This is a genomic window from Klebsiella sp. 7-CIP_Kleb. (assembly GCF_050378655.1).
GTDB lineage: Bacteria > Pseudomonadota > Gammaproteobacteria > Enterobacterales > Enterobacteriaceae > Klebsiella > Klebsiella quasipneumoniae.
On record NZ_JBNRLJ010000004.1, the window covers coordinates 303359 to 318809 of the forward strand.

The window sequence follows — 15451 nt, forward strand, 5'->3', positions numbered from 1 at the left end:
TCCCAGAGGAGTGGTGAATGAAAGGTACCATCTTCGCCGTTGCGCTCAATCATCGCAGCCAGCTCGACGCCTGGCGCGAGGCGTTTCAACAGGCCCCCTACAAGACGCCGCCGAAGACCGCGGTCTGGTTTATCAAGCCGCGCAATACCGTGATTGGCGATGGCGAGGCGATCCCCTATCCGCCGGGTGAAACCGTGCAAAGCGGCGCCACCGTGGCGCTGATTGTCGGCAAAACCGCGCGCAAGGTGGCGGAAGAAGAGGCGGCGAACTATATCGCCGGCTACGCGCTGGCTAACGACGTCAGCCTGCCGGAAGAGAGTTTTTATCGCCCGGCGATCAAGGCCAAGTGCCGCGATGGCTTCTGCCCCGTCGGCGCGCTGTCGCCGGTGCGCAACGTCGATAACCTGACCATCATCACCGAAATCAACGGCCGCGAAGCGGACAGCTGGCATACCGGCGATCTGCAGCGTAACGCCGCGCAGCTGCTGAGCGCCTTGAGCGAGTTCGCCACCCTCAATCCCGGCGACGCGATCCTCATCGGTACGCCCCACTCCCGCGTCACGCTGCGCCCCGGCGACCGGGTACGTATCCTCGCCGACGGTTTCCCGACGCTGGAAAACCCGGTTGTCGCAGAAGGAGATCTGGCATGAAACAGGCACGCATTGAATGGCAGGGACAGGTACGCGACGTGCTGGTCGATGAACGCGACCAGGTGCGCCTGGACGATGGCACGGTATTAAAAGAAGGTGAATTCCGTTGGCTGCCGCCCGCCGACGGCACGCTGTTCGCGCTGGGGCTGAATTACGCCGACCACGCCAGCGAGCTGGAGTTTAAACCGCCAACCGAGCCTTTGGTGTTCATCAAAGCGCCAAACACCTTTACTGGCCACCAGCAGCAGTCGGTACGCCCGGATAACGTCGAATACATGCACTACGAAGCCGAGCTGGTGGTGGTGATCGGTAAAACCGCGCGCCGCGTCAGCGAAGCCGAGGCCATGGACTATGTCGCCGGCTATACCGTGTGCAACGACTACGCGATCCGCGACTATCTGGAAAACTACTATCGGCCGAACCTGCGGGTGAAAAGCCGCGACACCCTGACGCCAATCGGCCCGTGGATCGTCGGCAAAGAGGCGATCCCGGATCCGCATAATCTGGCGCTGCGCACCTGGGTCAACGGCGAGCTGCGCCAGCAGGGCACCACCGCCGATCTGATCTTCAGCATCCCGTTTCTCATCGCTTACTTAAGCGAATTTATGACCCTGCAACCGGGCGACATGATCGCCACCGGCACGCCGAAGGGGCTGTCCGACGTGGTGCCGGGCGACGAGGTGATCGTTGAAGTCGAGGGCGTGGGCCGCCTGGTCAACCATATCATCAGCCAGCAAGCGTATGAGGAGACACTGTCATGAAAAAAATTAACCATTGGATCAACGGTAAAAACGTTGCCGGCGCAGACTATTTTCATACCACCAACCCGGCCACCGGCGAGGTACTGGCGGAAGTCGCCTCCGGCGGCGAAGCCGAAATCAACCAGGCGGTAGCGGCGGCGAAAGCGGCCTTCCCGAAGTGGGCTAACCTGCCGATGAAAGAGCGCGCGCGCCTGATGCGCCGCCTGGGGGATCTGATCGATCAGAATGTCCCGGAGATCGCGGCGATGGAAACTGCCGATACCGGTCTGCCGATCCACCAGACCAAAAACGTGCTGATCCCGCGGGCGTCGCATAACTTCGAATTTTTCGCCGAAGTGTGCCAGCAGATGAACGGCAAAACCTACCCCGTCGACGACAAGATGCTGAACTACACCCTGGTGCAGCCGGTGGGCGTCTGCGCGCTGGTGTCGCCGTGGAACGTGCCGTTTATGACCGCCACCTGGAAGGTGGCGCCGTGCCTGGCCTTAGGCAATACCGCAGTGCTGAAAATGTCCGAGCTGTCGCCGCTGACCGCCGATCGTCTGGGCGAGCTGGCGCTGGAAGCCGGGATCCCGGCTGGCGTGCTCAACGTGGTGCAGGGCTATGGCGCCACCGCCGGCGACGCGCTGGTGCGCCATCATGATGTGCGCGCCGTCTCCTTCACCGGCGGCACCGCCACCGGCCGCAACATCATGAAGAACGCCGGTCTGAAAAAGTACTCTATGGAGCTCGGCGGAAAATCGCCGGTGCTGATTTTTGAAGACGCCGATATTGAGCGCGCGCTCGACGCCGCGCTGTTCACCATCTTCTCGATCAACGGCGAACGCTGCACCGCCGGTTCGCGCATTTTCATTCAGCAGAGTATTTATCCGGAGTTCGTCAAGCGCTTCGCCGAGCGCGCCAACCGCCTGCGCGTGGGCGATCCGACCGATCCGAATACCCAGGTCGGCGCGCTGATTAGCAAGCAGCACTGGGAGAAAGTGTCCGGTTACATTCGCCTCGGCATCGAAGAGGGGGCCACCCTGCTGGCCGGCGGCGCGGATAAGCCGTCCGACCTGCCGGCGCATCTGAAAGCCGGCAACTTCCTGCGCCCGACGGTGCTGGCGGATGTCGACAACCGCATGCGCGTCGCCCAGGAAGAGATTTTTGGCCCGGTCGCCTGCCTGCTGCCGTTCAAAGACGAAGCGGAAGGGCTGCGCCTGGCTAACGATGTGGAATACGGCCTGGCGTCGTATATCTGGACCCAGGACGTCAGCAAAGTGCTGCGTCTGGCGCGCGGTATTGAAGCCGGGATGGTGTTCGTCAACACCCAGAACGTGCGCGACCTGCGTCAGCCGTTCGGCGGCGTGAAGGCCTCCGGCACCGGCCGCGAAGGCGGCGAGTACAGCTTTGAAGTGTTCGCCGAAATGAAAAACGTCTGCATCTCGATGGGCGACCATCCGATCCCGAAATGGGGAGTCTGATATGGGTAAGTTAGCGTTAGCAGCAAAAATCACTCACGTGCCGTCGATGTATCTGTCTGAGCTGCCGGGGAAAAACCACGGCTGCCGCCAGGGCGCGATCGACGGACATAAAGAAATTGGCAAGCGCTGCCGCGAAATGGGCGTCGATACCATCATCGTGTTCGACACCCACTGGCTGGTCAACAGCGCCTACCACATCAACTGCGCCGACCATTTCCAGGGCGTCTACACCAGTAACGAACTGCCGCATTTTATTCGCGACATGACCTACGACTACGACGGCAACCCGGAGCTGGGCCAGCTCATCGCCGACGAGGCGGTGAAGCTCGGGGTACGCGCCAAAGCGCACAATATTCCGAGCCTGAAGCTGGAGTACGGCACCCTGGTGCCGATGCGCTACATGAACAGCGATAAGCACTTCAAGGTGGTGTCTATTTCCGCCTTCTGTACCGTTCACGACTTTGCCGACAGCCGCAGGCTGGGCGAAGCGATCCTCAAAGCCATTGAGAAATATGACGGCACCGTGGCGGTGCTGGCCAGCGGCTCGCTGTCGCACCGATTTATCGACGATCAACGCGCCGAAGAGGGGATGAACAGCTACACCCGCGAGTTCGATCATCAGATGGATGAGCGGGTGGTGAAACTGTGGCGCGAGGGCAAATTTAAAGAGTTCTGCACCATGCTGCCGGAGTACGCCGACTACTGCTACGGCGAAGGCAACATGCACGACACGGTGATGCTGCTCGGCCTGCTGGGCTGGGATAAATATGACGGCAAGGTGGAGTTTATCACCGAGCTGTTCGCCAGCTCCGGTACCGGCCAGGTTAACGCCGTGTTCCCGCTGCCGGCGCAGGCGTAAGGGGGCCCTATGCCGCATTTTATCGCCGAATGTACCGACAACATCCGCGAGCAGGCCGATCTGCCCGGGCTGTTCGCCAAAGTCAACGAGGCGCTGGCCGCCACCGGCATCTTTCCGATCGGCGGGATCCGCAGCCGTGCCCACTGGCTCGATACCTGGCAGATGGCCGACGGCAAGCAGGATTACGCCTTTGTCCATATGACGCTGAAGATCGGCTCCGGGCGCAGCCTGGAGAGCCGTCAGGACGTGGGAGATATGCTGTTCGCGCTGATCAAATCCCATTTCGCGGCGCTGATGGAGAGTCGCTACCTGGCGCTGTCGTTCGCCATGGAAGAGCTCGACCCGACGCTGAACTACAAACAGAACAACGTGCACGCGTTATTTAAATAATGTGCAAATTGCCCGGTGGCGCTGCGCTTACCGGGCCTACAACGGCCATGAATTTGTAGGCCGGATAAGCGAAGCGCCATCCGGCAATACAATGCCACAGGAATCACTATGCTCGATAAACAGACCCGAACCCTGATTGCCCAGCGGCTGAATCAGGCCGAAAAACAGCGTGAACAGATCCGCGCGATCTCGCTGGATTATCCGTCGATCACCATTGAGGACGCTTACGCCGTCCAGCGCGAGTGGGTCGAGATGAAGATCGCCGAAGGCCGCGTACTCAAAGGCCACAAGATCGGCCTGACCTCAAAAGCCATGCAGGCCAGCTCGCAGATCAGCGAGCCGGACTACGGCGCGCTGCTTGACGATATGTTCTTCCACGACGGCAGCGATATCCCCACCGACCGCTTTATCGTGCCGCGTATCGAAGTCGAGCTGGCCTTCGTGCTGGCCAAACCGCTGCGCGGCCCGAACTGCACGCTGTTTGATGTCTACAACGCCACCGACTTCGTTATTCCGGCGCTGGAGCTTATTGACGCCCGCTGCCACAACATCGATCCGGAAACCCAGCGCCCGCGCAAAGTGTTCGACACCATTTCCGATAACGCCGCCAACGCCGGGGTGATCCTCGGCGGCCGCCCGATTAAACCCGACGAGCTGGATCTGCGCTGGATCTCCGCCCTGCTGTACCGCAACGGCGTGATTGAGGAGACCGGCGTCGCCGCCGGGGTGCTCAATCACCCGGCCAACGGCGTGGCCTGGCTGGCCAACAAGCTGGCGCCGTACGATGTTCAGCTCGAAGCCGGGCAGATTATTCTCGGCGGCTCCTTTACCCGTCCGGTACCGGCACGCAAGGGCGATACCTTCCATGTCGACTACGGCAATATGGGCGCCATCAGCTGCCGCTTTGTCTGAGGAGAGCAACATGAACAACGCTTTTAAAGCGGCGCTCAAGGCCGGGCGTCCGCAAATCGGCCTGTGGCTTGGGCTGTGCAGTAGCTACAGCGCCGAACTGCTGGCCGGCGCCGGCTTCGACTGGCTGCTGATCGACGGCGAACACGCGCCCAACAATGTACAAACGGTGCTAACCCAGCTTCAGGCCATCGCGCCCTACCCTAGCCAGCCGGTGGTGCGTCCGTCGTGGAACGATCCGGTACAAATTAAACAACTGCTGGATGTCGGCGCGCAAACCCTGCTGGTGCCGATGGTGCAGAACGCCGACGAAGCGCGGCTGGCGGTCAGAGCCACCCGCTACCCACCTGCCGGCATCCGCGGCGTCGGCAGCGCGCTGGCCCGCGCCTCGCGCTGGAACCGCGTGCCGGATTATCTCCACCAGGCCAACGACGCCATGTGCGTCCTGGTACAGATTGAGACCCGTGAAGCGCTGAAAAATCTGCCGCAGATCCTCGATGTCGACGGGGTGGACGGGGTGTTTATCGGCCCGGCGGACCTCAGCGCCGATATGGGTCACGGCGGCAATCCGCAGCACCCGGAAGTACAGGCCGCCATTGAAGATGCCATCCAGCAAATCCGTCAGGCCGGTAAAGCGCCGGGGATCCTGATGGCCAATGAACAGCTGGCGAAGCGCTATCTCGAACTGGGCGCGCTGTTCGTCGCCGTCGGCGTCGATACCACCCTGCTGGCCCGCGGCGCAGAAGCGCTGGCGGCCCGGTTTACCCACACCGCAACGACCACAACCGATAACAATAAATCCGTCTATTGAACGGATAATGTGGAGCGCAACATGACTACCTCTACCCTGCAACACAATGATAATAAAGCCGTTGAAGTAGAAAACCGGGTGATCAAAAAGCTGTTCCGCCGCCTGATCACCTTCCTGTTCGTTCTCTTTGTTTTCTCATTTTTGGACCGCATTAATATCGGCTTCGCCGGCCTGACGATGGGCAAAGACCTCGGTCTGACCTCCACCATGTTCGGCCTGGCGGCGACGCTGTTCTACGTCACCTACGTACTGTGCGGGATCCCCAGCAATATCATGCTGGCGAAAGTTGGCGCGCGCCGTTGGATCGCCGGGATCATGGTGGTCTGGGGGATCGCCTCGACCTGTACCATGTTCGCCACCAGCCCGCATACGCTGTACATCCTGCGCATGCTGGTCGGCATCGCCGAGGCTGGTTTCCTACCGGGGATCCTCGTCTATCTGACCTGGTGGTTCCCGGCCTACCATCGCGCCCGCGCCAACGCCCTGTTTATGATCGCCATGCCGGTGACGATGATGCTCGGCTCGATACTTTCCGGCTATATTCTGGCGCTCGACGGCCTGTGGAACCTGAAGGGCTGGCAGTGGCTGTTTCTGCTGGAAGGCCTGCCATCGGTGGTGCTTGGCGTCTTCACCTGGTTCTTCCTCAACGACACGCCGGATAAAGCCAACTGGCTGGATAACGAAGAGAAACAGGCGCTGAAGGCGATGATCGATCGCGAACGGGAACATGCGGCGATCGTCCCGGCTTCGCCGCGTTCCACGCTGCGCGAAGTCCTGACGCCAGCGGTGCTGATGTATACCCTGGCCTACTTCTGCCTGACCAATACCCTCAGCGCCATTAATATCTGGACGCCGCAGATCCTGCAGAGCTTCAACACCGGCAGTAGCAACATCATGATTGGCCTGCTGGCGGCGATCCCGCAGTTCTGCACCATTTTCGGCATGATCTGGTGGAGTCGCCGCTCCGACCGGCGCAAAGAGCGCAAGATGCATACCATCCTGCCCTACCTGTTCGCCGCGGCGGGTTGGCTGCTGGCTTCGGCAACGCACCACAGCCTGATCCAGCTGATCGGCATTATTATGGCTTCGGTGGGATCCTTTACCGCGATGGCCATTTTCTGGACCACCCCGGATCGGGTGATCAGCCTGCAGTCGCGCGCGGTGGCGCTGGCGGTGATCAACGCCATCGGCAACGTCGGCTCTGCCGTCAGCCCGCTGTTGATCGGCATTTTGCGCGATACCACCGGCAGCTTTAGCTCCGGGCTGTGGTTTGTCGCCGGGCTGCTGATCGTCGGCGCGCTGGTGCTCACCCGCATTCCAATGAGCCAGCGTGAGGACGCCGCCGCCGCGCCGGGCTTAGCGGCGCAAAAAGGCCACTAAGGAGCGGGTATGTGTCAGCATTCCATCGCCAACATCGACATCAATAAAGATTACGACGAGAGCCTGGGTACCGAAGAGGTGCACTATCAGTCGTTTGCCCGTATGGCGGCCTTTTTTGGCCGCGACATGCAGGCGCATCGCCACGACCGCTATTTTCAGATGCACTTTCTTGATACCGGGCAGATTGAGCTGCAGCTTGATGACCATCGCTACTCGGTGCAGGCGCCGCTGTTTGTGATAACGCCGCCTTCGGTGCCGCACGCCTTTATTACCGAGTCCGATAGCGATGGTCACGTGTTGACGGTGCACGAAGAACTCATCTGGCCGCTGCTGGAGGTGCTTTATCCCGGCACGCGGGAGACCTTCGGCCTGCCGGGGATCTGCCTGTCGCTGGCGGATAAACCCGACGAGCTGGCGGCGCTGGCGCACTACTGGCAGCTGATTCGCCGGGAATCTACCGCCCAGTTGCCGGGGCGCGAGCATACCCTGGCGCTGCTGGCGCAGGCGGTCTTTACCCTGCTATTGCGTAACGCAAAGCTCGACGATCACGCTGCCAGCGGCATGCGCGGCGAGCTGAAGCTATTCCAGCGCTTTAACCAGATGATCGACAGCCACTACCATCAGCACTGGACGGTACCGGATTACGCCAGGGAGCTGCACCTGACCGAATCGCGGCTGACCGATATCTGTCGCCGCTTTGCCAACCGTTCGCCGAAGCGGCTGATATTCGACCGCCAGCTACGCGAGGCGAAGCGGCTGCTGTTGTTTTCCGATAGCGCGGTTAATGAGATAGCCTGGCAGCTGGGGTTTAAAGATCCCGCTTATTTTGCGCGCTTTTTTAGCCGCCAGGTCGGCTGCTCGCCCAGCAGCTACCGGGCGCAAAAAGTACCGGTATCGTAAGTCCCGGCTGGCGCTGCGCCTGCCGGACGATGGCCCACAGGTCGGGTCAGCGCCGCGCCAGCCGGCAAAAGCTGCAGAGATCACAAAATTCACTCCCGCCTGAAAAGTACCCGTCGTTGTCGCAAACGTCCCTTCACGACAAGCGCAATAACCGCTTCAATTAAACAACAAAAACAAAACATATATTTAACATTATTTTCCGATAAATACTGAAGAGGCCCCTATGAAACCTGAAGATTTCCGCGCCGACGCGAAACGCCCGTTAACTGGCGAAGAATATTTAAAAAGCCTGCAGGATGGCCGCGAAATTTATATCTACGGCGAGCGCGTGAAGGATGTCACCACCCACCCGGCCTTCCGTAACGCCGCGGCTTCTGTCGCTCAGCTGTACGATGCGCTGCACAAACCGGAGATGCAGGATTCCCTGTGCTGGGGCACCGATACCGGCAGCGGCGGCTACACCCATAAATTCTTCCGCGTGGCGAAAAGCGCCGACGATCTGCGCCAGCAGCGCGACGCCATCGCCGAGTGGTCACGCCTAAGCTACGGCTGGATGGGCCGCACCCCGGACTATAAAGCCGCCTTCGGCTGCGCGCTGGGCGCCAACCCGGCGTTTTACGGCCAGTTCGAGCAGAACGCCCGCAACTGGTACACCCGCATTCAGGAAACCGGCCTGTACTTTAACCATGCGATCGTCAACCCGCCGATCGACCGCCACAAGCCGGCTGATGAAGTGAAGGATGTTTACATCAAGCTGGAAAAAGAGACCGATGCCGGGATCATCGTCAGCGGCGCGAAAGTGGTCGCCACCAACTCGGCGCTGACCCACTACAACATGATCGGCTTCGGCTCCGCACAGGTGATGGGCGAGAACCCGGACTTCGCGCTGATGTTCGTCGCGCCGATGGATGCCGAAGGGGTGAAGCTTATCTCCCGCGCCTCCTATGAGATGGTCGCCGGCGCGACCGGGTCCCCGTACGACTATCCGCTCTCCAGCCGTTTCGACGAGAACGACGCGATTTTGGTCATGGATAAAGTGCTGATCCCCTGGGAGAACGTGCTGATTTACCGCGACTTTGACCGCTGCCGTCGCTGGACCATGGAGGGCGGTTTCGCCCGCATGTATCCGCTGCAGGCCTGCGTGCGCCTGGCGGTGAAACTGGACTTTATCACCGCCCTGTTGAAGCGTTCTCTGGAATGTACTGGTACCCTCGAATTCCGCGGCGTGCAGGCCGACCTTGGCGAAGTTGTGGCGTGGCGCAACATGTTCTGGGCGTTAAGCGATTCCATGTGCTCGGAAGCGACGCCGTGGGTCAACGGCGCATGGCTGCCGGATCACGCCGCGCTGCAGACCTATCGCGTGATGGCCCCGATGGCCTACGCCAAGATCAAAAACATCATCGAGCGCAACGTCACCAGCGGCCTGATTTATCTGCCGTCCAGCGCCCGCGATCTGAACAACCCGCAGATCGACCAGTATCTGGCGAAGTACGTGCGCGGCTCCAACGGTATGGATCACGTTGAACGTATCAAGATCCTCAAACTGATGTGGGACGCCATCGGCAGCGAATTCGGCGGCCGCCACGAGCTGTATGAAATCAACTACTCCGGTAGCCAGGATGAGATTCGCCTGCAGTGTCTGCGCCAGGCGCAGAGCTCCGGCAATATGGACAAGATGATGGCGATGGTCGACCGCTGCCTGTCCGAGTACGACCAGAACGGCTGGACGGTGCCGCATCTGCACAATAACGCTGATATCAACATGTTGGATAAGCTGCTGAAGTAATTCGCAGCGGGAGGTCATAATGCAATTAGATGAACAACGCCTGCGTTTTCGCGATGCCATGGCCAGCCTGTCGGCGGCGGTGAATGTGGTCACTACCGCAGGCGAAGCCGGCCGCTGCGGGATTACCGCCACGGCGGTGTGCTCGGTGACGGATACGCCGCCATCGGTGATGGTGTGTATCAATGCCAACAGCGCGATGAACCCGGTGTTTCAGGGCAACGGCAAGTTGTGCATCAACGTGCTGAACCACGAACAGGAAATCATGGCCCGTCATTTCGCCGGGATGACCGGGGTGACGATGGAAGAGCGGTTTGCCCTCAGCGGCTGGCAGCACGGCGCGCTCGGGCAGCCGGTGCTGAAGGGCTCGCTGGCCAGTCTCGAAGGCGAGATTAGCCAGGTGCAAACCATCGGTACCCACCTGGTATATCTGGTGGAGATCCGCAATATTACCCTGAGCCCGCAAGGCCACGGCCTGATTTACTTTAAACGCCGTTTCCACCCGGTGATGATGGACATGGAAGTCGCGGTGTAATGGCCTCGCCTGCTCCTCCCCGGTTGGGGAGGAGCGTTAACCAACAGAGTCGCAGGCCACAATCTCCTGTGATCACAATCACATAATCCAGCCCTGTTCACTTCGTAGCCAACCGCTTACCCCCTCCAGTAACCGTTTAACCCCCTATACAACCACTCACCGATTTACCCAACTTTACGCGCGCGTAGTTCTGGCAAGATCGAAGCCAGCCTAGCTAATCAATACCTCCATTAACCCTTACTTAAAACCAGACGGCTTCGGCCAATTATTCATCTAATTAACGCCAGGTTTTACTATGGATACCAAAAAACTACTCAAGCACATACCCTGGGTGATTCTCGGAATCATCGGGGCATTTTGCCTCTCAGTCGTCGCCCTGCGCCGCGGTGAGCACGTCAGTGCCCTGTGGATCGTCGTGGCGTCGGTTTCCGTGTACCTCGTCGCCTACCGGTATTACAGCCTGTATATCGCGCAGAAGGTGATGAAGCTTGACCCGACGCGCTCGACGCCGGCGGTCATTAATAACGATGGCCTGAACTATGTGCCGACCAACCGCTACGTGCTGTTTGGCCACCACTTCGCCGCCATTGCCGGCGCCGGCCCGCTGGTGGGCCCGGTGCTTGCCGCGCAGATGGGCTATCTGCCTGGCACCCTCTGGCTGCTGGCCGGCGTGGTGCTGGCGGGGGCAGTACAGGACTTTATGGTGCTGTTTATCTCCTCGCGGCGTAACGGTGCCTCGCTGGGCGAGATGATCAAGCAGGAGATGGGGCCGGTTCCGGGCTCTATCGCCCTGTTTGGCTGCTTCCTGATTATGATCATCATCCTCGCGGTACTGGCGCTGATCGTAGTGAAAGCGCTGGCGGAGAGCCCGTGGGGCGTCTTTACCGTCTGCTCGACGGTACCTATCGCGCTGTTCATGGGTATCTACATGCGCTTCCTGCGCCCGGGCCGCGTGGGTGAAGTGTCGGTTATCGGTATCGTGCTGCTGGTGGCCTCCATCTGGTTCGGCGGCATTATTGCTCACGACCCCTACTGGGGCCCGGCGCTGACCTTTAAAGACACCACCATCACCTTTACCCTGATTGGCTACGCGTTTATCTCCGCCCTGCTGCCGGTATGGCTGATTCTGGCGCCGCGTGACTATCTGGCTACTTTCCTGAAAATCGGCGTTATCGTCGGCCTGGCGCTGGGGATCTTTATCCTCAACCCGGACCTGAAAATGCCGGCAGTGACCCAGTACATTGATGGCACCGGCCCGCTGTGGAAAGGCGCCCTGTTCCCGTTCCTGTTTATCACTATCGCCTGCGGCGCGGTCTCCGGCTTCCACGCGCTGATCGCCTCCGGCACCACGCCGAAGCTGCTGGCCAACGAAACCGATGCCCGCTTTATCGGCTATGGCGCGATGCTGATGGAATCTTTCGTGGCCATCATGGCGCTGGTCGCGGCATCGATTATCGAACCGGGTCTCTACTTCGCGATGAACACCCCGCCGGCGGGCCTGGGCATCGTCATGCCGAACCTGCACGAAATGGGCGGTGAAAACGCGGCGATGATCGCCGCGCAGCTGAAAGAAGTGACCGTCCACGCGGCGGCGACCGTCAGCTCCTGGGGCTTCGTGATTTCACCTGAGCAGATCCTGCAGACGGCGAAAGATATCGGCGAACCTTCGGTACTGAACCGCGCCGGCGGCGCGCCGACGCTGGCCGTCGGTATCGCCCACGTGTTCCATAAAATCATCCCGATGGCGGATATGGGCTTCTGGTACCACTTTGGTATCCTGTTTGAAGCGCTGTTTATCCTCACCGCGCTGGATGCCGGTACCCGCGCAGGCCGCTTTATGCTGCAGGATCTGCTGGGTAACTTCGTGCCGTTCCTGAAAAAAACCGACTCGCTGGTCGCCGGGATTATCGGTACCGCGGGCTGCGTCGGGCTGTGGGGCTACCTGCTGTATCAGGGCGTGGTCGACCCGCTGGGCGGCGTGAAGAGCCTGTGGCCGCTGTTCGGTATTTCTAACCAGATGCTGGCCGCCGTGGCGCTGGTGCTTGGCACCGTGGTGCTGGTCAAAATGCAGCGCACCAAATATATCTGGGTCACCGTTATCCCGGCAGCGTGGCTGCTGCTGTGCACCACCTGGGCGCTGGGCCTGAAGCTGTTCAGCACCAACCCGCAGATGGAAGGCTTCTTCTTTATGGCTCAGCAGTATAAAGAGAAGATTGCTGCCGGCGGCGAGCTGACCGCGCAGCAGATTGCCAACATGAATCATATCGTGGTCAACAACTACACCAACGCCGGGCTGAGTATCCTGTTCCTGGTGGTGGTGTACAGCATCATCTTCTACGGCATCAAAACCTGGCTCAACGTGCGCAACAATAAGGTGCGCACCGACAAAGAGACCCCGTACGTGCCGGTACCGGAAGGCGGTGTGAAGACCTCGTCACATCATTAACTCTGATGCCGGATAGCGCTACGTTTATCCGGCCTACAAACAAGCGCATTAACGTAGGCCGGATAAGGCGCGAGTCGCCATCCGGCTTTATTCGTTATCTGGAACTTACAATGTTTGGTAACTTAGGTCAGGCTAAAAAATATCTCGGTCAGGCGGCGAAAATGCTGATTGGCATTCCGGATTACGACAACTACGTCGCCCATATGCAAACCAACCATCCGGATCAGCCGTACATGACTTATGAAGAATTCTTCCGCGAACGCCAGCAGGCCCGCTACGGCGGCGACGGCAAAGGCGGCGTCCGCTGCTGTTAATGGAGGCAATAATGGCACCGATTGCAGTCACCCTACTCACCGGTTTTCTCGGCGCAGGAAAAACCACCCTCCTGCGCCATATCCTGAATGAGCAGCACGGTTTCAAAATCGCCGTGATTGAAAATGAATTTGGCGAAGTCTCCGTTGACGATCAGCTGATCGGCGACCGCGCCACGCAGATCAAAACCCTGACCAACGGCTGCATCTGCTGTACGCGCTCCAACGAACTGGAAGACGCCCTGCTCGATCTCCTCGACAGCCGCGATCGCGGCGAAATCGAGTTTGACCGGCTGGTGATTGAGTGCACCGGCATGGCCGACCCGGGGCCGATTATCCAGACCTTTTTCTCCCATGAGGTGCTTTGCGAGCGCTATCTGCTGGATGGCGTGATCGCCCTGGTGGATGCGGTCCATGCCGACCAGCAGATGGATCAGTTCACCATTGCCCAGTCGCAGGTGGGCTACGCGGACCGCATATTGCTGACCAAAACTGATGTTGCCGGCGATACCGAAAAGCTGCGCGAACGCCTGGCGCGCATCAATGCCCGGGCGCCGATTTATACCGTCATTCATGGCGATATCGATCTAAGCCAGCTGTTTAACACCAGCGGCTTTATGCTGGAAGAGAAGGTCGTTAACAGCACACCGCGTTTCCACTTTATGGCCGAGAAGCAAAACGACGTGTCATCAATCGTGGTTGAGATGGATTACCCGGTGGATATCAGCGAGGTATCACGGGTAATGGAAAACCTGCTGCTCTCCTTCGCCGATCAATTGATGCGCTATAAAGGGATGCTGTGGATCGACGGCGAGCCGAATCGGCTGCTGTTCCAGGGCGTGCAGCGCCTCTACAGCGCCGACTGGGATCGCCCGTGGGGCGATGAAACGCCGCATACCACGCTGGTGTTTATCGGCATTCAGTTGCCGGAAGAGGAAATTCGCGCGGCGTTTGCCGGGTTACGACGCTAACCTACCCGCCTGCGCGCTAAGGCGCAGGCCCCCTTCTCTCACCGCACATCGTCAAAGACAGGAACAAAACGTCGTCATCGCGTCGAAAAATGTAAATCAACGTTTTTATAAGTAACAGTAGAAACACTTTTGGAAATAATAAGAAACTAAATGAATAGGATCCTTAATAATTAATGCCCGCCCTGTTCAGTTTCTGTTTAGCTCTCCCATTAAACCTCTGCTAAACAGAGCAAATTTTATGATTGACCTCGCCGTAACCCAACGTCTTTACAACATTATCAAAACACACCGCTGACAAAACCAGCATAAAAAATCGACGTAAGTCACATTTGCAGAGGTAAACATCGATTGTTAAGGTGCCCTCAGACAAATTTAATGACGAGGAGCAAACCATGAAAAAGCTTAACATCCTTATTGTTGCTGCCCTGACCGCGGTCTCTGGTTCCGCCATGGCAATGGGGTTTACCGTTGAACAAGGTAAGAATTTTACCAACCTGAATATGGAAATGGGTAAATCCTCTTCCGGCCTGTATGCCGAAAGCCACTGGCTGAAGAATACCGATGACGGTAGCCAGACCGGCGGCGTTGGCGCGGGTTACAATCTGGAAGTGGGCCCGGTGATGCTCAACGCTGGCGCGAAAGCTATCTATCTGGGACCGAAAAAAGGCGATAACGGCGTCGCGTTTCCGGTCGGCGGCGGGGTGAACGTGGCCCTGACCGACAGCATCCACGTATTTGGCGAAGGGTATGTCGCGCCCGACGGCCTGAACAACAGCGTGAAAAACTATGTTGAAGCGAACGGCGGCGTGAGCTGGTCCCCGGTTGGTCCATTGACCCTGAAGGTGGGTTACCGTCACGTGAGCGTTGACGGCAAAGAGGGCCGCCCAAACCACACCCTGATTGACGGCGCCTACGTAGGCGGCGGGGTTACCTTCTGATGAAATCACGTCTCGCCGCGCTCTCTGCGCTGAGCCTGGCGTTGCTGCTGACCGGCTGCACTCAGTATACCTGGGTGAAGCCGGGTTTAAGCGATGCCGAGATGCATAAAAAGCTCACCGAATGTGAAGCGCAGGCCCTGGTCGATCTCCCTCCGGATAACGTGGTGACCGGATCCAGTTCAGAAAAAACGGACAAAAAGCAAAAGAAACAGGATGTTGAAACAAGTTATACGGTAGAAGACGCGAATGAATATCAGCGGGAGACCTTAGTCGACAGCTGTATGTTCAAAAGCGGCTGGGATAAAGTCGAAGTGCAATAAATCTATTATAAAAAAACCTGCCGG

General features: G+C 59.0%; 14 protein-coding genes and 1 pseudogene. All 15 read left to right on the forward strand.

From position 1 onward, the window contains the following. The first annotated feature begins 17 nt into the window (after positions 1-17). The 15 genes and pseudogenes from ACQUTI_RS16930 to ACQUTI_RS17000 all read left to right on the forward strand — a co-directional run bounded on the left by ACQUTI_RS16930 (position 18) and on the right by ACQUTI_RS17000 (position 15427). Positions 18-1411 (forward strand): annotated as a pseudogene (locus ACQUTI_RS16930) (fumarylacetoacetate hydrolase family protein). Continuing rightward, positions 1408-2874, forward strand: coding sequence for a 5-carboxymethyl-2-hydroxymuconate semialdehyde dehydrogenase (gene hpaE, locus ACQUTI_RS16935; protein ID WP_049116142.1), 1467 nt, complete (start codon positions 1408-1410; stop codon positions 2872-2874). The pseudogene ACQUTI_RS16930 and the gene hpaE overlap by 4 nt, the downstream one beginning before the upstream one ends. Position 2875: 1 nt before the next feature. Further along, on the forward strand, positions 2876-3733 hold the full coding sequence (hpaD, locus tag ACQUTI_RS16940; protein ID WP_002887492.1) for a 3,4-dihydroxyphenylacetate 2,3-dioxygenase: 858 nt from the start codon (positions 2876-2878) through the stop codon (positions 3731-3733). Between the two features lie 9 nt (positions 3734-3742). After that, positions 3743-4123: a 5-carboxymethyl-2-hydroxymuconate Delta-isomerase gene (locus ACQUTI_RS16945; protein ID WP_017899124.1), complete on the forward strand. Its 381-nt coding sequence runs from the start codon at positions 3743-3745 to the stop codon at positions 4121-4123. A 108-nt stretch (positions 4124-4231) separates the two neighbouring features. Next, a complete protein-coding gene (hpaH, locus tag ACQUTI_RS16950; protein WP_004204180.1) occupies positions 4232-5035 on the forward strand; it encodes a 2-oxo-hept-4-ene-1,7-dioate hydratase in 804 nt (267 codons plus the stop codon). 10 nt (positions 5036-5045) lie between these two features. Further along, positions 5046-5843, forward strand: a complete 798-nt coding sequence (hpaI, locus tag ACQUTI_RS16955) for a 4-hydroxy-2-oxoheptanedioate aldolase (RefSeq protein WP_254465603.1) — start codon at positions 5046-5048, stop codon at positions 5841-5843. 21 nt (positions 5844-5864) lie between these two features. Further along, entirely contained in the window at positions 5865-7223 is a 1359-nt protein-coding gene (gene hpaX / locus ACQUTI_RS16960) for a 4-hydroxyphenylacetate permease (RefSeq protein WP_254465602.1), read from the forward strand. Between the two features lie 9 nt (positions 7224-7232). Beyond that, complete coding sequence (gene hpaA / locus ACQUTI_RS16965; protein WP_004204176.1) at positions 7233-8123, forward strand: 4-hydroxyphenylacetate catabolism regulatory protein HpaA; 891 nt, start codon at positions 7233-7235, stop codon at positions 8121-8123. A 223-nt stretch (positions 8124-8346) separates the two neighbouring features. Next, positions 8347-9909 (forward strand): 4-hydroxyphenylacetate 3-monooxygenase, oxygenase component, encoded by a 1563-nt coding sequence (gene hpaB / locus ACQUTI_RS16970; protein WP_002887473.1) that lies wholly within the window; start codon positions 8347-8349, stop codon positions 9907-9909. A gap of 19 nt (positions 9910-9928) precedes the next feature. Continuing rightward, a complete protein-coding gene (locus ACQUTI_RS16975; RefSeq protein WP_017899127.1) occupies positions 9929-10441 on the forward strand; it encodes a 4-hydroxyphenylacetate 3-monooxygenase reductase subunit in 513 nt (170 codons plus the stop codon). A gap of 295 nt (positions 10442-10736) precedes the next feature. Beyond that, on the forward strand, positions 10737-12887 hold the full coding sequence (locus ACQUTI_RS16980) for a carbon starvation CstA family protein (protein WP_254465601.1): 2151 nt from the start codon (positions 10737-10739) through the stop codon (positions 12885-12887). 110 nt (positions 12888-12997) lie between these two features. Then, positions 12998-13201, forward strand: a complete 204-nt coding sequence (locus tag ACQUTI_RS16985; protein ID WP_004204171.1) for a YbdD/YjiX family protein — start codon at positions 12998-13000, stop codon at positions 13199-13201. An 11-nt stretch (positions 13202-13212) separates the two neighbouring features. Beyond that, the gene (gene yjiA, locus ACQUTI_RS16990; protein ID WP_094334268.1) at positions 13213-14169 is read left to right on the forward strand and encodes a GTPase; all 957 of its coding nucleotides are present in this window, start codon (positions 13213-13215) and stop codon (positions 14167-14169) included. A gap of 392 nt (positions 14170-14561) precedes the next feature. Continuing rightward, entirely contained in the window at positions 14562-15107 is a 546-nt protein-coding gene (locus ACQUTI_RS16995; RefSeq protein WP_004204167.1) for a YfaZ family outer membrane protein, read from the forward strand. Beyond that, positions 15107-15427: a hypothetical protein gene (locus ACQUTI_RS17000; RefSeq protein ID WP_004204165.1), complete on the forward strand. Its 321-nt coding sequence runs from the start codon at positions 15107-15109 to the stop codon at positions 15425-15427. Before ACQUTI_RS16995 ends, ACQUTI_RS17000 begins: the two co-directional genes overlap by 1 nt. Positions 15428-15451 lie beyond the last annotated feature (24 nt).

Bases quoted from the DNA above. Each gene is read 5' to 3' on its own strand.
- hpaE (WP_049116142.1), top strand. From the start codon at position 1,408: ATGAAAAAAATTAACCATTGGATCAACGGTAAAAACGTTGCCGGCGCA.
- hpaD (WP_002887492.1), top strand. From the start codon at position 2,876: ATGGGTAAGTTAGCGTTAGCAGCAAAAATCACTCACGTGCCGTCGATG.
- ACQUTI_RS16945 (WP_017899124.1), top strand. From the start codon at position 3,743: ATGCCGCATTTTATCGCCGAATGTACCGACAACATCCGCGAGCAGGCC.
- hpaH (WP_004204180.1), top strand. From the start codon at position 4,232: ATGCTCGATAAACAGACCCGAACCCTGATTGCCCAGCGGCTGAATCAG.
- hpaI (WP_254465603.1), top strand. From the start codon at position 5,046: ATGAACAACGCTTTTAAAGCGGCGCTCAAGGCCGGGCGTCCGCAAATC.
- hpaX (WP_254465602.1), top strand. From the start codon at position 5,865: ATGACTACCTCTACCCTGCAACACAATGATAATAAAGCCGTTGAAGTA.
- hpaA (WP_004204176.1), top strand. From the start codon at position 7,233: ATGTGTCAGCATTCCATCGCCAACATCGACATCAATAAAGATTACGAC.
- hpaB (WP_002887473.1), top strand. From the start codon at position 8,347: ATGAAACCTGAAGATTTCCGCGCCGACGCGAAACGCCCGTTAACTGGC.
- ACQUTI_RS16975 (WP_017899127.1), top strand. From the start codon at position 9,929: ATGCAATTAGATGAACAACGCCTGCGTTTTCGCGATGCCATGGCCAGC.
- ACQUTI_RS16980 (WP_254465601.1), top strand. From the start codon at position 10,737: ATGGATACCAAAAAACTACTCAAGCACATACCCTGGGTGATTCTCGGA.
- ACQUTI_RS16985 (WP_004204171.1), top strand. From the start codon at position 12,998: ATGTTTGGTAACTTAGGTCAGGCTAAAAAATATCTCGGTCAGGCGGCG.
- yjiA (WP_094334268.1), top strand. From the start codon at position 13,213: ATGGCACCGATTGCAGTCACCCTACTCACCGGTTTTCTCGGCGCAGGA.
- ACQUTI_RS16995 (WP_004204167.1), top strand. From the start codon at position 14,562: ATGAAAAAGCTTAACATCCTTATTGTTGCTGCCCTGACCGCGGTCTCT.
- ACQUTI_RS17000 (WP_004204165.1), top strand. From the start codon at position 15,107: ATGAAATCACGTCTCGCCGCGCTCTCTGCGCTGAGCCTGGCGTTGCTG.